Source organism: Achromobacter xylosoxidans, assembly GCF_014490035.1.
Lineage (GTDB): Bacteria > Pseudomonadota > Gammaproteobacteria > Burkholderiales > Burkholderiaceae_B > Achromobacter > Achromobacter bronchisepticus_A.
This window is the reverse complement of the sequence record NZ_CP061008.1, coordinates 5,876,074-5,893,662: the sequence shown is the minus strand read 5'-3', so window position 1 is coordinate 5,893,662 and position 17,589 is coordinate 5,876,074. Positions and strand designations below refer to the sequence as shown.

Sequence of the window (17,589 nt, the reverse complement as noted above, 5' to 3'; positions counted from 1 at the left end):
CCCATGTCTACTCAAAACACGACTCAGCTCACCATCACCCGGCCGGACGACTGGCACCTGCATCTGCGCGACGGCGCTGCCCTGGAGGCCGTGGTGGCGGATACCGCGCGCCAGTTCGCGCGCGCGATCATCATGCCCAACCTGAAGCCGCCGGTCACGACCACCGAGCAGGCGCTGGCCTATCGCGGCCGCATTCTGGAGGCTTTGAAGAAGGCGGGCGGCAATCCGGATGCCTTCACGCCGTTGATGACGCTGTATCTGACCGACAACACCACGTCGGAAGAGATTTTCCGCGCCTACGAGTCGGGCCAGGTCTATGCGGTGAAGCTGTATCCGGCGGGCGCCACGACCAACTCCGATGCCGGTGTGACCGATCTGCTGGGCAAGTGCACGAAGGCGCTGGAAGCGCTGGAAAAATGCGGCATGCCGTTGTTGGTGCACGGCGAAGTGACGGACCCGTCGATCGACCTGTTCGACCGCGAAGCCATCTTTGTCGAGCGCGTGATGAAGCCGCTGCGGCGCGCCTTCCCTGCCTTGAAGGTGGTGTTCGAACACATCACGACGAAAGAGGGCGCGGAATACGTGCGCGACGCGGAAGGCCCCATCGCAGCCACGATTACGCCGCAGCACCTGCTGTACAACCGCAATGCGATTTTCCAGGGCGGCGTGCGGCCGCACTTCTACTGTCTGCCGGTCCTCAAGCGCGAGACGCACCGCCTTGCGCTGGTCGAGGCGGCGACCAGCGGCAGCCCGCGCTTTTTCCTGGGCACCGACAGCGCGCCACACGCGCGCGGGTTGAAGGAACATGCCTGCGGCTGCGCTGGTTGCTACACGGCATTGCACGCGATGGAGCTGTACGCGACGGCGTTCGATGCTGTCGGCAAGTTGGACAAGCTGGAAGGCTTCGCCAGTTTCCATGGCCCGGATTTCTACGGTTTGCCGCGCAACACCGGCACGCTGACGCTCGTGCGCGAGACCTACCAGGTGCCGGAGGAAGTGGCGTTCGGCAACACGACGCTGGTTCCGCTGGCCGCGGGTGAAGCGCTGACCTGGCGCGCACGGGGCTAGGCAACCGGGTTGCCCGGCTGCTCCCGGACAAGAAAATGCCCCCGAGATCCGGGGGCATTTTTCATGCGCCTCTATATGTATATAGAGACAAGCTGATTACAGCGTACCTTCGCGGCGCGCTTCCAGCAGTTCCCAGCGGGCGAAACGCTCTTCGAGTTCGCTTTCCAGCTTGGCGAGTTCGCCGTTGATGCGTTCGACTTCGGCGGGCGCGTCGCGGTAAAGGCTGCCATCGGCGAGCTTGCCGGCGAGCTCGGCCTGTTGCGCTTCCAGGGCGGCGATGGCGTCAGGAAGGCCTTCCAGCTCGCGCAGCTCCCAGGAGTTCATCTTGGCGGACTTGGCCGGTTTGGGCTTGGCGGCCTTGGCGCGCGCGGCGGCATCGTCGGCAGGCCTGGCGGCAGGAGCCGCGTCTTCGGCCGGGGCCGCGGGCGCGGGCCGCTGCGCGACCCATTCGTCGTAGCCGCCCACGTAATCGCGCCAGCGGCCATTGCCTTCGTAGGCGATGGTCTGGGTGACGACGTTGTTCAGGAAGGCGCGGTCATGGCTGACCAGCAGCACCGTGCCCTGGTACTCCTGCAGCAATTCTTCCAGCAGCTCGAGCGTTTCGATGTCGAGGTCGTTGGTGGGTTCGTCCAGCACCAGGATGTTGGCGGGACGGGCGAACAGGCGCGCCAGCAGCAGCCGGGCGCGTTCGCCGCCGGACAGGCTGCGCACGGGCGAGCCGGCGCGGGCGGGCGAGAACAGGAAGTCGCCGAGGTAGCTCATGACGTGCTTGCGGGCGCCGCCGATTTCCACCCATTCGCTACCCGGGCTGATGATGTCGACGAGCGTGGCGTTTTCGTCCAGCTGCGCGCGCATCTGGTCGAAATACGCAACCGCGACGTTGGTGCCAAGCCGCGTCGTGCCGCTGTCGGGCTGCATCTCGCCCAGGATCAGCTTGAGCAGGGTGGTCTTGCCCGCGCCGTTGGGGCCGATGATGCCGATGCGGTCGCCGCGCAGGATGGTCGTGGAATAGTCGTCCACCACGATCTTGTCGCCGAAGGCTTTGTTCACATGGTCGAGTTCGGCGACCAGCTTGCCGGAGCGCTGGCCTTCGGCCAGGGCGAGCGAAACGTCGCCGACGCGTTCGCGGCGTTCGGCGCGTTCGACCCGCAGCCGTTCCAGGCGGCGCACGCGGCCTTCGTTGCGGGTGCGGCGGGCCTCGACGCCCTTGCGGATCCAGACTTCTTCCTGCGCCAGCAGCTTGTCGAAGCGGGCCTGTTCCAGGCGCTCGGACTCGAGCCACTGGGCCTTGCGCTCTTGCCACTGCGAGAAGTTGCCGGGAAAGCTCAGCAACCGCCCGCGATCGAGTTCAACGATGCGAGTGGCCACCGCATCCAGGAAGCGGCGGTCGTGGGTGATGATGACCGCGGCGCCTTTCCAGGCGCGCAGCATGTCTTCCAGCCAGGCGATGCCTTCGAAGTCCAGGTGGTTGGTGGGTTCGTCCAGCAGCAGCAGATCGGGCTCGTCGACCAAGGCGCGAGCCAGCGCGACGCGCTTGCGCGTGCCGCCCGACAGGCCCGCGATCTGTACGTCAGCGGGCAGGCCGAGCTTTTCGAGCACCGAGCGCACGCGCGAGGGGCGCTGCCAGTCTTCATGATCGCCTTCGACATTGCAAACCACATCGAAGACGGTGGCGTTTTCGTCGAGTTCGGGTTCCTGTTCGACCGTGGCGACGCGCAGGCCCGAACTGCGGGCGATGTCGCCGTCGTCGGGCTGGGTCCTGCCGTCCAGCAGCCTCAGCAACGAAGACTTGCCGGCGCCATTGCGGCCGATGAGGCCTATGCGCTCGCCCGCCTGGATGGCGAAATCGGCATGGTCCAGCAGCGGGTGGTGGCCATAGGCCAGCTGGATGTCGGTAAGGGTGATGAGAGTAGCAAGGGCCATGTGATGGGTATTGTCTGCGGCGTCTGAGCGGATCAAGGCGTATTGTCGCAGGAACCCCGCAACGCCGTTTGCGCGGCAGGGTATCGAGGTCTCTGCGGGGACGGAGCCGGCAGGTGTAATAGAATACGCACCGCAAGGCGGGTCGGACGATCGCGGTGGATGCGAATCCATCGAGGAAGGTCCGGACTCCATAGGGCAGGGTAACGGCTAACGGCCGTCCGGCCGCGTCTTCGGGCGCGGTTGAGGAATAGGGCCACAGAGACGAGTCTGCGGGGCGGGCGCGCAGCGCGCGCACAGATACGGCCATCTCCGTATCGCGCCGTCCGGCAACGGGCGGCGGCATCGCAGGGTGAAACGCGGCAACCTCTATCCGGAGCAACATCAAATAGGCATGCGTGCGGTCTTCGGACCGCGTAGGGCGGCCCGTCCAAGCATGCGGGTAGATGGCTAGAGCGGCTCAGCAATGATCCGTCCAGAGGAATGATCGTCCGCCAGGGAAACCTGGTGTACAGAATCCGGCCTATAGACCCGTCTTGCAACTCATTCTCAACGCGAGCCGGGTCCGGGCTGGAGCCAGGCGTCGCGCTGGCCGGGCCGGACCATTTTTGGGGCCGCTCCAATCGGCGGGGCCGGCTGGAAGCCTTGCCAACCGGAGCTAACGACCGACCGTAAAACAATGCAAAGCCATTGTTAGCCGCCACTTCTGAAGAAGGACTTTTAGATAGTGCCGCAACCTCCTGATTTATTGGGAGGTTTTTCTTTTTGCGGATTTACATGTTGATCTAAGTCCTTGTTGTGATTGAAAAAATTGCAACCACGCGCTTGACCGCCCCGATCCCATACCGTAGAGTGGGAAATAGTAGGAAATTGTGCAATTAAGTGGGGTAAAAGTGGTGTTTCAGGGAAGCAGCGCGCTCACGCTGGATGCCAAGGGACGGATCTCGATTCCGACCCGGCACCGTGACGCGCTCATGTCGCAGGCCGATGGCCGGCTGACCCTGACACGCCACCCTGACGGCTGCTTGCTGGTCTACCCGCGGCCGGAGTGGGAAAAGAAGCGCGAGCAGATTGCCGCCTTTCCCATGACGGCGCGCGCGTTGCAGCGGCTGTTGCTGGGCAACGCTCAGGACGTGGAACTGGACGGCTCCGGCCGGGTCTTGATCGCTCCTGAACTGCGCAACGCTTCCGGTATGACGCGCGATGTGATGCTGCTCGGTCTGGGCGCGCACTTCGAGCTGTGGGACGCCGCTACTCTGGCCAGCCGCGAGGCTGAGGACCTGGCCAAGGGTATGCCGGATGTGTTGAATCAGTTTTCGTTCTGAAAAAGTTATGGAATTCGAACATCGGCCCGTTCTGCTGGAGCCGACGGTGGACGCGCTATTGCTGCCCGACTTCGGCGGCAAGGGTGCGGCACGGTCGCATCAGCATGCCGGGCCGGCTGCGGCTACGCGGGCGGAAGACGGCGTCTTCGTTGACGGCACCTTCGGGCGTGGCGGGCACAGCCGCGAATTGCTTGGCCGTTTGGGGCCGAGCGCCAGGCTGGTGGTGTTCGACAAGGATCCGGAGGCGATCGCCGTAGCCAGGCAACTGGCGGCAGCGGACCCGAGGGTCACCGTGGTGCATGGCGGCTTTGCCACCATGGCCGAAGAATTGGAGCAGCTCGGCATCGGCAAGGTCGATGGCGTGATGCTGGATCTGGGCGTTTCCTCGCCTCAGATCGATGATGCCGAGCGCGGTTTCTCGTTCATGCGAGATGGCCCGCTCGATATGCGGATGGACACCACTCGTGGTCCCACGGTGGCGGATTGGCTGGCGCAAGCCAGTGTGGATGAGATGCGGGAGGTCATAGCGGATTATGGCGAAGAACGGTTTGCTTTTCAGGTTGCAAAGGCGATTGCTGCTCGCCGCGCAACAAGGCCGCTGCGCACCACGCTCGAACTTGCCGAGTGCGTCGCCAGCGCCGTCCGCACGCGCGAAAAGGGGCAGCATCCGGCCACACGCACCTTTCAAGCTCTACGGATTTACATCAATCGGGAACTCGAAGAGCTCGCGCGCACCCTCGCGGCAGCTCTAGACCTGCTCGCCCCGGGAGGGAGGTTGGCGGTGATCAGCTTTCATTCGCTTGAAGACCGCATGGTCAAGCAATGCATCGCGGCGGCGGCTCGTCCGGCTGCCGCGCATGCGCGCCTGCCCCTGCGGGAAAGCGAAATGCCCCAACCGGTCCTGCGTTCCCTGGGCCGCGTGCTGGCCGAAGACGACGAAGTCTCGGCCAACGCCCGCGCCCGTTCCGCCGTCCTGCGCGTTGCCGAACGCACCGAGACGCCGCTGCCCGCCGAGGGCGGTTTTGCGTTCGTGAAGATCGGCTCGCTGCCGGGCAGCGACCTGGCACCCCCGCCGCGCCGCGGCAAGGGAGGGCGCCGCTAATGGGTCGCGTCAACCTGATCGTTGCGGCTTTGCTGATGCTGTCGGCCATTTCCCTGGTCACCAGCCGGTATCAGTCGCGCCAGCTCTTCATCGAGCTGGGACGTGATCAGGCGCAGGCGCGCGACCTCGAAACCAATTGGCGGCGCCTGCAGCTGGACCGCGCCGAACTGGCCCGCAACGCGCGGGTCGACGCCATCGCACGCGACGGCCTGAAGATGATCTCCATCGTTCCGGACCGCACGCTGTACATGAACCAGCCGCCCGTCTCCGCCAACGGAGGCGCGCAATGAAACGCGTCCCTTTCTTCGACAACCCTGTGCTGCGCGGGCAATTGCCCACCTGGCGCGCGCGCCTGGTGCTGATCCTGCTGTTCGGCGGATTCACCGTGCTGGCTGGCCGCGCCCTGTTCCTGCAGGGGCTGTCCACCGAGTTCCTGCAGCAGCAGGGCGAGCGGCGCTATGAGCGCACGCTGACCCTGGCCGCCACGCGCGGCAAGATCATGGACCGCAATGGCGCCGTGCTGGCCTCCAGCGTGCCGGCGCGCGCCATCTGGGCGATTCCCGAAGACGCCAAGCAGGCCACCCCGGCGCAGATGGATACGCTGGCGAAGCTGCTGGAAACGCCGCCGGCCGACCTGCGCCACCGCCTCGTCGACGAAGACAAGAACTTTGTCTACCTGAAGCGCCAGGTCTCCATGGACGTGGCCGACAAGATCAAGCAATTGGGCATGCCGGGCGTGCATCAACAGCCCGAGACCCGCCGCTACTACCCGGACGGCGACGTGATGGCTCACGTGGTGGGCTTTAACAGCGTCGAGGACCAGGGGCAGGAAGGCGTTGAGCTGACGTTCAACCAGCAGTTGTCCGGCCGCCCCGGCAGTCGCCGCGTGATCAAGGACCGGCTCGGCCGCGTGATCGAAGACGTGCAGGCCGTGACCCTGCCGGTGGATGGCCGCGACCTGCGCCTGTCGATCGACACGCGCTTGCAGTACCTGGTGTTCAAGGCGTTGAAGGACGCGATGGACAAGCACCAGGCCAAGGGCGCGACCGCCGTGGTCGTGGACGTGCACACGGGCGAGATCCTGGCCCTGGCCAACGTGCCGACCTTCGATCCCAACAAGCGCGAGACCTTCCACGGTTCCAAGCTGCGCAACCAGGCTATCACCGACACCTTCGAACCCGGTTCGATCATGAAGCCGTTCACCGCCGCGCTGGCGCTGGACCTGGGCCGCATCAGCACCAAGACCCTGTTCGAAACCGGCAACGGCCGCTTCCAGTACCAGGGCAGCACGATCAGCGACGTGAGCCGCAACGGCACGCTGGACGTGGCGGGCGTGCTGCGCAAGTCCAGCAACATAGGCATGACGATGATCTCCGAGAAGCTGGAGTCCCGCGAAATGTGGGACCGCTTCACCGAACTGGGCCTGGGGCAGGCGCCCCAGGTGGGATTTCCCGGCGCGGCGCCCGGCCGCCTGCGTCCGTGGGACCGCTGGCGCCTGATCGAAAAGGCCACCATGGCCTACGGCTACGGCCTGTCGGTGTCGCTGCTGCAGGTGGCGCGCGCCTATACCGTTTTCGCCCGTAACGGCGACATGGTGTCGCTGACCCTGGTCAAGCGCGACAGCGACCCCACCAGCGTCAAGATCTACACGCCCAAGACCACCGAAATGGTGCGCGGCATGCTGGAAGCGGCCGCCGGCCCCGAAGGCACCAAGGCCGCCCAGGTGCAGGGCTACCGGGTCGCCGGCAAGAGCGGCACGGCGCGCAAGATCGTCGACGGCAAGTACAGCATGCAGCGCTATCGGAGCTCTTATGTGGGCTTCGCTCCGGTATCCGATCCGAAGATCGTCGTGGCCGTGTCCATCGACGAGCCGACGGTCGGCGGCTATTACGGCGGCGCTATCGCCGCGCCCGTGTTCTCCCAGATCGTGGGGGGGAGCTTGCGGCTGATGGGGGTGCGCCCGGACGCACCCTTCGAATCCACAATTGTTGCTGGTCTTAAGGAGCCAGGCAGATGAGCGCCAAAGGCTTCCTCTCCAACCCTGTCGCCACGGTTGCCGAAACCGTGGCGTGGTTGCATTCGCGCGTGTCGTTGACCGCGCACCTCAAGCTGGACTCCCGCGATATCGAGCCGGGCGATGTATTCGTCGCGTGCCCGGGCCTGTCCAGCGACGGACGTCTCTATATAGAGAAGGCGTTGGCGCTGGGCGCCAGTGCAGTGTTGTTCGAAGCTCCCGCCAACGAGGCCGTGACGGCCGTGGCGGACCACGCTGCAATGCTGCCGGTGACCGGCTTGCGTGGCCTGCTGGGCGAGTTGGCCGACACCTGGTACGGCCGGCCCTCGGCCGAGCTGGCGGTGGTGGCGGTAACGGGCACCAACGGCAAGACGTCATCGGTGCAATGGATTGCCCATGCGCTGAGCCGCAATGACAAGCCCTGCGGCACCATCGGCACCCTGGGCGCCGTGTTGCCCGATGGGCAGACGCTGGGCGGCGACCTGACGACGCCCGACGTGCTGACCGTGCACCGCACGCTGGCCGCGATGCGCGACGCCGGCGCCAAGGCCGTGGCCATGGAAGCCTCTTCCATCGGCATCGAACAGGGCCGCATGGACGGCGTTCGTGTTGCGCTGGCCGCCTTCACCAACCTGACGCGCGACCATCTTGACTACCACGGCACCATGGAACGGTACGAAGCCGCCAAGGCGCGCCTGTTCCGCTGGCCGGGCCTGACCGCCGCCGTGATCAACGCCGACGACGAAGCCGGCCGCCGCCTGATCGCCGACCTGCCTGCCGGCATGGCGATGGGCTACAGCCTGAGCGAAGCGCAAGACATTCCCGCCGGCATGCGTGCGCGCGATCTCCAGGCTACCGCGCAGGGGCAGATCTTCACGCTGGTGTCGCCGCATGGCGAGGCGCAGATCGTGACGCGCCTGCTGGGCGCGCATAACGTATCGAACCTGCTGCTGGTTGCGGGCGTGCTGTATCAGCTGGGCCTGCCGTTTGCGCAGATCGCGCGCGAACTGGCGGCGACTGACCCCGTCGACGGCCGCCTGCAGACCGTCGAACCGGTGGCGCATAGCACCCAGGCCAGCACGGGCCGTGGCCCGCTGGTGGTGGTGGACTATGCCCATACCCCGGATGCGTTGTCACGCGCGCTGGCGGCCTTGCGCGCCGTTGCGACCGCCCGATCGGGCCGCTTGATCTGCGTGTTCGGCTGCGGCGGCGAGCGCGATCCGGGCAAGCGTCCGGTGATGGGCCGCATCGCTGCGGACTTGGCCGACCATGTGGTCGTGTCCAGCGACAACCCGCGCACCGAGTCGCCCGAAGCCATCGTCGAACAGATCCTGACGGGTATTCCCGACAACGTGACGCCCGACGTGCAAGTGGACCGCGCACGCGCCATCATGCAGACCATCTGGGCCGCGGCGCCCGATGATGTGGTGCTGCTGGCCGGCAAGGGCCATGAAACCTACCAGGATATCGGGGGCGAGAAGCTGCCGTTCGATGACCGGGAGTGGGCGCGGCTGGCGCTGCTGTTGCCGCAGGTCAAGGGCGTGTCGACCGACACCCGCCGCATCGGCGAAGGCGAACTGTTCGTGGCGCTGGTGGGCGAGAACTTCGACGCCCATAACTATCTGGATCAGGCCGAAGCGCGCGGCGCGTGCGCGGCCGTGGTGGCGCATGCCGTGCCCGACGCCAAGCTGCCGCAACTGGTGCTGGGCGATACCCGCGTTGCGTTGATGCGCATCGGCGCCGCGTGGCGCGCGCGGTTCACGCTGCCCGTGGTGGCGGTGACCGGCAGCAATGGCAAGACCACCACCAAGGAAATGATCTCGGCGATGCTGGCCGAGTGGCAGGGCGAGACGGGCCGCCTGGCGACCGCCGGCAACCTGAACAATGACATCGGCGTGCCGCTGACCCTGCTGCGCCTGCGGCCGGAGCACCGCGCCGCCGTATTCGAACTGGGCATGAACCACCCCGGCGAGATCGCGCAGTTGGCCGCCCTTGCGGCGCCCTCGGTGGCGCTGGTCACCAACGCCCAGCGCGAACACCAGGAATTCATGCACAGCGTGGAAGCGGTGGCGCACGAGAACGGCGCCGCCATCGCGGCGCTGCCCGAGGACGGCGTTGCCGTGTATCCCGGCGACGAGCCGTATTCGGCGATCTGGGATGCCCTGGCCGAGCCGCGCCGCGTGCTGCGTTTCGGCCTGCAGCCCGGCCTGGACGTGTACGCCGAGCAGATCCTCGCCGACGTGAACGCCACGCGTTGCCGTGTGGTGACGCCGGTGGGCGTTGCCGACCTGACGCTGCCGGTGCCGGGCCTGCACAACCTGCGCAATGCGCTGGCCGCCATTGCCAGCGCGATCGCCGCGGGGGCTCCGCTGGACGGCGCGGTGCGCGCACTGGCTGGTTTCAGCCCGGTCGCGGGGCGCATGCAGCACAAGAGTATGAGTGACGGAACGTTGCTCATTGATGACACTTACAATGCCAACCCCGACTCGGTCCGCGTAGCCGTGGACGTGCTGGCCCGCATGGCCGGCAAGCGCGTCCTGGTGCTGGGCGACATGGGCGAGGTCGGGGACAACGGCCCCGCCATGCATGTCGAGGTGGGCAATTACGCGCGTGAGCAAGGGCTCGACGCGCTCATCACGCTAGGCGAAGCCAGCCGGGCGGCCGCGGCCGCATTCGGAGTGGGCGCACACGCCTGCGCATCGGTAGACGAAGTGGTTGCCGCCATGCGCGGCCTGCGCGCGTCCTGCGTATTGGTAAAGGGATCGCGCTTTATGCGCATGGAGCGGGTAGTGACGGCTTTTTCTACGAATGAAGGTGTGACGGCCAAGGGGCAGGGAGAGCAGAATGCTGCTTGAAATCGCCCGCATGCTGTCTGACGATGTGCGCGCACTGGGGGTGTTCGAATACATCACCCTGCGCGCTGTTCTGGCATGCGCGACTGCGCTGTTGATTGGCCTGGTGGCGGGTCCGCGCGTGATCCGCAAACTGACCGAGATGAAGATCGGCCAGGCCGTGCGCTCCTACGGTCCGGAAACCCATCTGGTCAAGACCGGCACCCCCACCATGGGCGGCGTGCTCATCCTCATTTCCATCGCCATCAGCACGCTGCTGTGGGCGGACTGGACCAACCGCTTCGTGTGGGTGGTGTTGCTGGTGACCTTCGGCTTCGGCTGGATCGGCTGGATGGACGACTACCGCAAGGTGGTCTATCGCGATCCCGAAGGGATGCCCGCGCGCCAGAAGTTCTTCTGGCAGGCCACCATCGGCATCGTGGCCGCGGTGTATCTGGCTTTCGCTGTGTCCGCGCCCGCCAACACCGAACTGTGGCCCCTTTTCAAGGCCTGGGTGGGCAGCGGCTTCACGATGCCGCTGCCGACGCGCGCTGACCTGATCGTTCCGTTCTTCAAGAGCGTGAGCTATCCGTTGGGCGTGCTTGGCTTCGTGGCGCTGACCTGGGCGGTCATCGTCGGCACCAGCAATGCCGTGAACCTGACCGACGGCCTCGATGGCCTGGCCATCATGCCTACCGTCATGGTGGGCAGCGCGCTGGGCATCTTCGCCTATGTGGTCGGTCGCGTGGACTATTCCAAGTACTTGCTGTTCCCCTACATCCCGGGCGCGTCGGAACTGATGGTGCTGTGCGCCGCGATCGGGGGCGCCGGGCTGGCATTTTTGTGGTTCAACGCGTATCCGGCCCAGGTCTTCATGGGCGACGTCGGCGCGCTTGCTCTGGGTGGCGCGCTGGGCACCATTGCGGTCATCGTGCGCCAGGAAATCGTGCTCTTCATCATGGGCGGCGTGTTCGTGGTCGAGACCCTTTCCGTGATGATGCAAGTGACTTGGTTCAAGTACACCAAGCGACGTTATGGAACAGGTAGACGCATTTTCCGCATGGCCCCGTTGCATCATCACTTTGAAGTGGGCGGCTGGAAGGAAACCCAGGTGGTCGTGCGTTTCTGGATCATCAGCATGATGCTGGTGCTGATTGGCCTCTCTACCCTGAAGTTGCGATGAATACGATGGAAACCTCCCGCGCAGACGCGCCGCTCGTCCTGATCCTCGGATTGGGCGAGACGGGTGTCGCCGCCGCTCGCTGGTGCGCCCGCCTGGGCGCCCGCCTGCGCGTGGCCGACACGCGCGCCGAACCGGGCGGGCTGGCTGCGCTGCGCGAATCGCTGGCGCAAAGCGAAGTGGAATACCGCTTGGGCTGCGACGAGTCGTTCGACACGGCGCTGCTGGACGGCGTGAGCCAAGTGGTGCTGAGCCCGGGCTTGGCGCCTGCTCAGGCGCCCGCGGCCGATCTGCTGCGCGAGGCCGAGGCCCGCGGCATCGAGATCGTCGGCGAGATTGAATTGTTTGCGCGCGCGCTGGCCGATCTGGCTGAAACGCGCGAGTACCGGCCGCGCCTGTTGACCGTGACAGGTACCAACGGCAAGACCACCGTTACCGCGCTGACGCGCCAACTGATCGAAGCCAGCGGTCTTTCGGCCGTGGCGGCGGGCAACATCAGTCCCGCGGCGCTGGCCGCGCTGATGGAAGCGCTGGATGCCGAATCGCTGCCGCAGGTCTGGGTGCTGGAGCTGTCCAGCTTCCAGCTGGAAACCACGCGCTCGCTGATGGCCGACGCGGCCGTCGTGCTGAACGTCACCCAGGATCATCTGGACTGGCATGGCAGCATGGAAGCCTACGCGCAGGCCAAGGCCCGCCTGCTGAAGATGGCCCGGGTCGCCATCGTCAACCGCGACGATCCGTACACCGTGGACATGGTTGCCACGCTGAACGCGCTGAACGTGCGCAGCTTCGGCCGCGACGTGCCGGAGCTGGTCGGCGACATGGGCCTGGAGCTGGGCCAGGGCGTGGCGTGGCTGGTGGCCTGCGAACCCAATGATTTCGATGAACCCGCGCCGCCGGTGCGCCGCAAGAAGGACGCGCCCGAGCCGGTGCGCGCCAAGGGCCGCATGAGCCGCCTGATGCCAGTGGACGCCCTGCGCATCCGCGGCATCCACAATGCCTTGAATGCGTTGGCTGCGCTGCAGTTGGCGCGCTGCCTGGACCTGGGCTGGGGCCCGATGTTGCGCGCGTTGCGCGAATACACGGGCGAACCGCATCGCGCAGCCTTCGTGCGCACGATCGGCGGCGTCGACTACATCAACGACAGCAAGGGTACCAACGTGGGCGCTACCGTCGCCGCGTTGGAAGGTCTGGGCCAGCCCGTCGTGCTGATCGCCGGCGGCCAGGGCAAGGGCCAGGATTTCTCGCCGCTGATTCCGGTGGTGGCGCAGCACGCGCGCGCCGTGATGCTGATTGGCCAGGACGGTCCCGAGATCGGCCGTGTGCTGGCGTCGACCGGCGTGCAGTGCGTGACGGTTGAAACCCTGCGCGACGCCGTGCGCGGCGCCGCCGAGTTGGCTCAGCCCGGCGATGCCGTGCTGCTGTCGCCCGCCTGCGCCAGCCTGGACATGTTCCGCAACTATCCGCACCGCGGACAGGTGTTCGTGGAAGAGGTCGAAGACCTGGCCCGCGACCGTGGAGAGATCGCATGAGCTTGATCGCCGATCTCACCGCCAGCGTCAACGCCGTACGGCCCGGCCGTACCCGCATGCGCAATTTCGATCTGCCGCTGGTCATCGCGGCGTCGACCTTGCTGCTGCTTGGCCTGCTGATGGTGTATTCGGCGTCGATCGCGCTGGCCGACGGCCCGCGTTATGCGTCCTATGGCCGCTATTACTTCGTGATCCGCCACGGCTTGTTCATCAGCGCCGGCCTGGTGGGCGCGGCGGTGGTGCTGGCCGTGCCGATCCGCGTGTGGCAACGCCTGGCGGTGCCGCTGTTCGTGGTGGCCATGGTGCTGCTGGTGGCGGTGCTGATCCCCGGCATCGGCCGCGAGGTCAATGGCGCGCATCGCTGGATCCCGCTGGGTCCGCTGAACTTCCAGCCCTCCGAATTGATGAAGCTGGCCGCACTGCTCTACGCCGCCGACTACACCGTGCGCAAGCAGGAACACATGCAGGCCTTTGCCCGCGGCTTCCTGCCCATGGCATTCGCGCTGGCCGGCGTCGGCATGCTGCTGCTGCTGGAACCCGACCTGGGCGCCTTCATGGTGATCGTGGCGATTGCCATCGGCATCCTGTTCCTGGGCGGCATCAACGGCAAGTACTTCAGCAGCCTGCTGGCCGTGCTGGTCGGCACCTTCCTGATGCTGATCTGGCTGTCGCCGTGGCGCCGCGCGCGCCTGTTCGCGTATCTGGATCCCTGGAACGAAGACAACGCCTACGGCAGCGCTTACCAGCTATCGCATTCGCTGATCGCCCTGGGCCGCGGCGAATGGCTGGGCGTGGGCTTGGGCGCCAGCGTCGAGAAACTGCATTATCTGCCGGAAGCGCATACCGACTTCCTGATGGCGGTGGTAGGCGAAGAATTGGGCTTTGCCGGCGTGATGCTGGTCATCACCCTGTTTGCCATCATCGTTTATCGCGGCTTCGACATCGGCCGCCAGGCCATCGCCATGGAACGCACTTTCGCGGGCCTGGTGGCGCATGGCGTGGCGATGTGGTTCGGCGTGCAGGCCTTCATCAACATGGGCGTCTGCCTGGGCCTGCTGCCCACCAAGGGCCTGACCCTGCCCCTGATGAGCTATGGCGGTTCCGGCATCGTGATGAACCTGTGCGCGTTGGCCATGCTGATCCGGGTCGACGTGGAAAACCGCGTCATGATGCGTGGGGGGCGAGTATGACCTCCCGCACCATCCTGATCATGGCTGGGGGCACCGGCGGACACATCATGCCGGGCCTGGCCGTGGCCGACGTGCTGCGTGAGCGCGGCTGGCGCGTGCTGTGGCTGGGCAATCCTGAAAAGATGGAAGGCCGGCTGGTGCCGCCGCGCGGCATCGAACTGGTGCCGCTGCGCTTCCAGGGCGTGCGCGGCAAGGGCGCCTCGGCGCTCTTGAAGCTGCCGTTCCTGCTGCTGCGCGCCTTTGGGCAAGCATGGTCACGCCTGTCCGACGTGCGGCCCGACGTGGTGCTGGGCATGGGCGGCTACGTGGCTTTCCCGGGCGGCGTCATTGCGGCGCTGCGCGGCACGCCGCTGGTCGTGCATGAACAGAATGCCGTGGCCGGCACCGCCAACAAGTGGCTGGCCAGGATGGCCCGCCGCGTACTGAGCGGTTTTCCTGGCGTGCTGCCCAAGGGCGAGGCCATGGGCAATCCGGTGCGCGCGGACCTGTGCGCGTTGCCGGATCCCGCGCAGCGCTATGCCGGCCGCGGCGGCCCGCTGCGCCTGCTGGTGGTGGGCGGCAGCCTGGGCGCCCAGGCGCTGAACACGACCTTGCCGCAGGCGTTGGCGCGTCTGCCGCAGGAAAGCCGGCCGGTGGTGGTGCACCAGGCCGGCGAACAGCATTTGCCCGCGCTGCAGCAGGCCTACGCCCAGGCGGGCGTGGAGGCCGACTGCCGCGCATTCATCGATGACATGGCGGGCGCCATGGGCGAAGCCGATCTGCTGATCTGCCGTGCGGGCGCCATGACGGTGTCCGAAGTGGCCGCGGCGGGCGTCGCGGCCTTGTTCGTGCCGTTCCCGCATGCCATCGATGACCACCAGACCGCCAACGCGCGCTTTCTGAGCGACGCGCAGGCCGCCTGGCTGCAGCCGCAGACCGGCCTGACGCCCGAATGGCTGGCGCAGTGGCTGGGTCTACGCTCCCGACAAGAACTTCAAGCCGTGGCCGAACGGGCCCGCGCGCATGCGCGCCCCGAAGCCGCGGCCCATATCGCCGACGTCTGTGAACAAGCAGCGGGGCGCGCATCATGAAACACAGAATTCAACACATCCATTTCGTAGGCATCGGCGGCTCGGGCATGAGCGGCATTGCCGAGGTGCTGCTCAACCTGGGCTACACCATCAGTGGTTCCGACCTGAACGAGTCGGCCGTGACGCGCCGCCTGGCCGGCCTGGGCATGAAGATCGCGATCGGCCACGTGGCCAGCAACGTCACGGGCGCCGCCGCCATCGTCACCTCCACCGCGGTGGCGGGCGACAACCCCGAAGTGATCGCCGCTCGCGCGGCGCGCATTCCGGTGGTGCCGCGGGCCATCATGCTGGCCGAGCTGATGCGTCTGAAGCGCGGCATTGCCGTCGCCGGTACGCACGGCAAGACGACCACGACCAGCCTGGTGGCCAGCGTGCTCGCTGCTGGCGACCTGGACCCGACCTTCGTGATCGGCGGCCGCCTGAACTCGGCCGGCGCCAATGCGCGCCTGGGGCAGGGCGACTACATCGTGGTGGAAGCCGATGAATCCGACGCCTCGTTCCTGAACCTGCTGCCGGTGATGGCCATCGTGACCAATATCGATGCCGATCACATGGACACCTACGGGCATGACGTGGCGCGCCTGAAGAGCGCCTTCATCGAGTTCACGCAGCGCCTGCCGTTCTACGGCAGCGCGGTGCTGTGTTCGGACGACGCCAATGTGCGCGAGATCATGCCTTTTGTGTCGCGGCCCATCACGACCTACGGCCTGAACGAAGAGGCGCAGGTGCGCGCCTACGAAGTGCAGCCGGAAGGCACGCGCATGCGCTTCAACGTGCAGCGCACGCACCGCGACACCTTGTTGCCGCCGCTGCAGGTCGAACTGAACCTGCCGGGCCTGCACAACGTGCGCAACGCGCTGGCCGCGATCGCCGTGGCGACCGAGCTGGGCGTGGCCGATGCAGCCATCTGCGAAGCGCTGTCGTCCTTCCGCGGGGTGGGCCGCCGCTTCACGCAGACGGGCGAATTCCCTGTGCCGGCCAGCCACGGCGGCGGCACTTTCACGGTGATCGACGATTACGGCCATCACCCGGTGGAAATGGCCGCCACGCTGGCCGCCGCGCGCGGCGCCTGGCCCGACCGCCGCATCGTGCTGGCCTTCCAGCCGCACCGCTATACGCGTACCCGCGACTGCTTCGAGGATTTCGTGCGCGTGCTGGGCACGGCCGATGCGGTGCTGCTGACCGAGGTCTATGCCGCGGGCGAGCCGCCGCTGGTCGCGGCGGACGGCCGGGCCTTGTCGCGCGCCCTGCGCGTGGCCGGCAAGGTTGAGCCGGTGTTCGTCGAGGACGTGGCGGAACTGCCGCAGGCCATCGTGGATTTCGTGCGCGACGGCGACGTGGTGATTTGTATGGGAGCGGGTTCGATCAGCAAGGTCCCCGCCCAAGTTGGAGAACTGGCATGAGCACGCAATTCGGCAAGGTGGGTGTGTTGTACGGCGGTCGCTCCGCCGAGCGCGAAGTGTCCTTGATGTCGGGCGCGGGCGTGCACCAGGCGCTGGTCAGCGCCGGCGTGGACGCGCACCTGTTCGACACGGGCGAGCGCAGCCTGTCCGAGCTGGCCGCCCAGGGCTTTGACCGCGTGTTCATCGCTTTGCACGGCCGCTACGGCGAAGACGGCACCATCCAGGGCGCTCTGGAATTGCTGGGCATCCCCTACACCGGAAGCGGCCCGCTGGCCTCCGCGCTCGCCATGGACAAGACCATGACCAAGCGCGTCTGGCTGCAGCACGGCCTGCCCACGCCTGACTTCGAATTGCTGGACGCCGACACCGAGCTGCGCCTGGTGCCGGACCGCCTGAGCTTGCCTCTGATCATCAAGCCGCCGCACGAAGGTTCGACGGTGGGCATCACCAAGGTGGTGGGCTATTCCGACATGAAGGAAGCCTACGCCGCGGCCGCGCGTTTCGATGCCGAAGTGCTGGCCGAGCAGTTCATCACCGGCCGCGAGCTGACCGTGGCGGTGCTGGGCGGCGGCAAGACCGCGCGCGCGCTGCCCGTCATCGAGATCGCCGCGCCCGGCGGCAACTACGACTACGAGCACAAGTACTTCTCCGACGACACGCAGTATTTCTGCCCGGCCACGCTGCCGCCCGAAGTGGCCGCGGAAGTCGCCGAGATCGCAGTCAAGGCTTACCAGGCGCTGGGCTGCGAAGGTTGGGGCCGCGCCGATTTCATCCTCGACCGTGACAACCGGCCGTGGCTGCTTGAAATGAATACCTCGCCTGGCATGACCAGTCATTCACTCGTTCCCATGGCCGCCAAGGCGGTGGGAATCAGCTACGCCGAACTGTGCGTGGCGATCTTGTCCGAGGCTGCGTGCAAAGTGCGCAGCCCGGCCCGCAACGCTTGACCCGGAT

The 17,589-nt window shown here is 66.6% G+C and carries 13 protein-coding genes and 1 other RNA gene; 13 read left to right on the top strand and 1 reads right to left on the bottom strand.

Going from position 1 to position 17,589, the window contains the following annotated elements; translation table 11 throughout:
* The first annotated feature begins 3 nt into the window (after positions 1-3).
* Entirely contained in the window at positions 4-1,068 is a 1,065-nt protein-coding gene (gene pyrC, locus IAG39_RS27310) for a dihydroorotase (RefSeq protein ID WP_118932599.1), read from the top strand.
* A 96-nt stretch (positions 1,069-1,164) separates the two neighbouring features.
* Here the strand turns inward: pyrC and IAG39_RS27305 are convergent, their stop codons facing one another.
* The gene (locus tag IAG39_RS27305) at positions 1,165-2,991 is read right to left on the bottom strand and encodes an ATP-binding cassette domain-containing protein (RefSeq protein ID WP_059373733.1); all 1,827 of its coding nucleotides are present in this window, start codon (positions 2,989-2,991) and stop codon (positions 1,165-1,167) included.
* A 134-nt stretch (positions 2,992-3,125) separates the two neighbouring features.
* Between IAG39_RS27305 and rnpB the strand changes: the two genes are divergently transcribed.
* The 12 genes from rnpB (at position 3,126) to IAG39_RS27245 (ending at position 17,582) form a co-directional block, all read left to right on the top strand.
* Positions 3,126-3,530: RNase P RNA component class A (rnpB, locus tag IAG39_RS27300), an RNA gene on the top strand.
* A 354-nt stretch (positions 3,531-3,884) separates the two neighbouring features.
* Positions 3,885-4,313: a division/cell wall cluster transcriptional repressor MraZ gene (gene mraZ / locus IAG39_RS27295; RefSeq protein ID WP_006226256.1), complete on the top strand. Its 429-nt coding sequence runs from the start codon at positions 3,885-3,887 to the stop codon at positions 4,311-4,313.
* A gap of 7 nt (positions 4,314-4,320) precedes the next feature.
* Positions 4,321-5,415 carry a 16S rRNA (cytosine(1402)-N(4))-methyltransferase RsmH gene (gene rsmH, locus IAG39_RS27290; RefSeq protein WP_059373732.1) on the top strand — a complete coding sequence of 365 codons (1,095 nt, stop codon included), beginning with the start codon at positions 4,321-4,323 and terminating at the stop codon, positions 5,413-5,415.
* Complete coding sequence (gene ftsL, locus IAG39_RS27285; RefSeq protein ID WP_059373731.1) at positions 5,415-5,705, top strand: cell division protein FtsL; 291 nt, start codon at positions 5,415-5,417, stop codon at positions 5,703-5,705. The genes rsmH and ftsL overlap by 1 nt, the downstream gene beginning before the upstream one ends.
* Positions 5,702-7,432, top strand: a complete 1,731-nt coding sequence (locus tag IAG39_RS27280) for a peptidoglycan D,D-transpeptidase FtsI family protein (protein ID WP_059373730.1) — start codon at positions 5,702-5,704, stop codon at positions 7,430-7,432. The genes ftsL and IAG39_RS27280 overlap by 4 nt, the downstream gene beginning before the upstream one ends.
* On the top strand, positions 7,429-10,284 hold the full coding sequence (gene murF / locus IAG39_RS27275; protein WP_059373729.1) for a bifunctional UDP-N-acetylmuramoyl-L-alanyl-D-glutamate--2,6-diaminopimelate ligase MurE/UDP-N-acetylmuramoyl-tripeptide--D-alanyl-D-alanine ligase MurF: 2,856 nt from the start codon (positions 7,429-7,431) through the stop codon (positions 10,282-10,284). The genes IAG39_RS27280 and murF overlap by 4 nt, the downstream gene beginning before the upstream one ends.
* Positions 10,274-11,443, top strand: a complete 1,170-nt coding sequence (gene mraY / locus IAG39_RS27270; RefSeq protein ID WP_013391525.1) for a phospho-N-acetylmuramoyl-pentapeptide-transferase — start codon at positions 10,274-10,276, stop codon at positions 11,441-11,443. The genes murF and mraY overlap by 11 nt, the downstream gene beginning before the upstream one ends.
* The gene (murD, locus tag IAG39_RS27265; protein WP_118932600.1) at positions 11,440-12,972 is read left to right on the top strand and encodes a UDP-N-acetylmuramoyl-L-alanine--D-glutamate ligase; all 1,533 of its coding nucleotides are present in this window, start codon (positions 11,440-11,442) and stop codon (positions 12,970-12,972) included. Before mraY ends, murD begins: the two co-directional genes overlap by 4 nt.
* Positions 12,969-14,162 carry a putative lipid II flippase FtsW gene (gene ftsW, locus IAG39_RS27260; RefSeq protein ID WP_042796415.1) on the top strand — a complete coding sequence of 398 codons (1,194 nt, stop codon included), beginning with the start codon at positions 12,969-12,971 and terminating at the stop codon, positions 14,160-14,162. Before murD ends, ftsW begins: the two co-directional genes overlap by 4 nt.
* The gene (gene murG / locus IAG39_RS27255) at positions 14,159-15,232 is read left to right on the top strand and encodes an undecaprenyldiphospho-muramoylpentapeptide beta-N-acetylglucosaminyltransferase (RefSeq protein WP_118932601.1); all 1,074 of its coding nucleotides are present in this window, start codon (positions 14,159-14,161) and stop codon (positions 15,230-15,232) included. The genes ftsW and murG overlap by 4 nt, the downstream gene beginning before the upstream one ends.
* On the top strand, positions 15,229-16,635 hold the full coding sequence (gene murC, locus IAG39_RS27250; protein WP_059373726.1) for a UDP-N-acetylmuramate--L-alanine ligase: 1,407 nt from the start codon (positions 15,229-15,231) through the stop codon (positions 16,633-16,635). The genes murG and murC overlap by 4 nt, the downstream gene beginning before the upstream one ends.
* Positions 16,632-17,582, top strand: coding sequence for a D-alanine--D-alanine ligase (locus tag IAG39_RS27245; protein WP_059373725.1), 951 nt, complete (start codon positions 16,632-16,634; stop codon positions 17,580-17,582). Before murC ends, IAG39_RS27245 begins: the two co-directional genes overlap by 4 nt.
* Positions 17,583-17,589 lie beyond the last annotated feature (7 nt).

Coding starts and splice junctions, on each gene's coding strand:
- mraY (WP_013391525.1), top strand. CDS start 10,274: ATGCTGCTTGAAATCGCCCGCATGCTGTCTGACGATGTGCGCGCACTG.
- IAG39_RS27280 (WP_059373730.1), top strand. CDS start 5,702: ATGAAACGCGTCCCTTTCTTCGACAACCCTGTGCTGCGCGGGCAATTG.
- murD (WP_118932600.1), top strand. CDS start 11,440: ATGAATACGATGGAAACCTCCCGCGCAGACGCGCCGCTCGTCCTGATC.
- murG (WP_118932601.1), top strand. CDS start 14,159: ATGACCTCCCGCACCATCCTGATCATGGCTGGGGGCACCGGCGGACAC.
- rsmH (WP_059373732.1), top strand. CDS start 4,321: ATGGAATTCGAACATCGGCCCGTTCTGCTGGAGCCGACGGTGGACGCG.
- murC (WP_059373726.1), top strand. CDS start 15,229: ATGAAACACAGAATTCAACACATCCATTTCGTAGGCATCGGCGGCTCG.
- ftsW (WP_042796415.1), top strand. CDS start 12,969: ATGAGCTTGATCGCCGATCTCACCGCCAGCGTCAACGCCGTACGGCCC.
- IAG39_RS27305 (WP_059373733.1), bottom strand. CDS start 2,991: ATGGCCCTTGCTACTCTCATCACCCTTACCGACATCCAGCTGGCCTAT.
- pyrC (WP_118932599.1), top strand. CDS start 4: ATGTCTACTCAAAACACGACTCAGCTCACCATCACCCGGCCGGACGAC.
- ftsL (WP_059373731.1), top strand. CDS start 5,415: ATGGGTCGCGTCAACCTGATCGTTGCGGCTTTGCTGATGCTGTCGGCC.
- IAG39_RS27245 (WP_059373725.1), top strand. CDS start 16,632: ATGAGCACGCAATTCGGCAAGGTGGGTGTGTTGTACGGCGGTCGCTCC.
- murF (WP_059373729.1), top strand. CDS start 7,429: ATGAGCGCCAAAGGCTTCCTCTCCAACCCTGTCGCCACGGTTGCCGAA.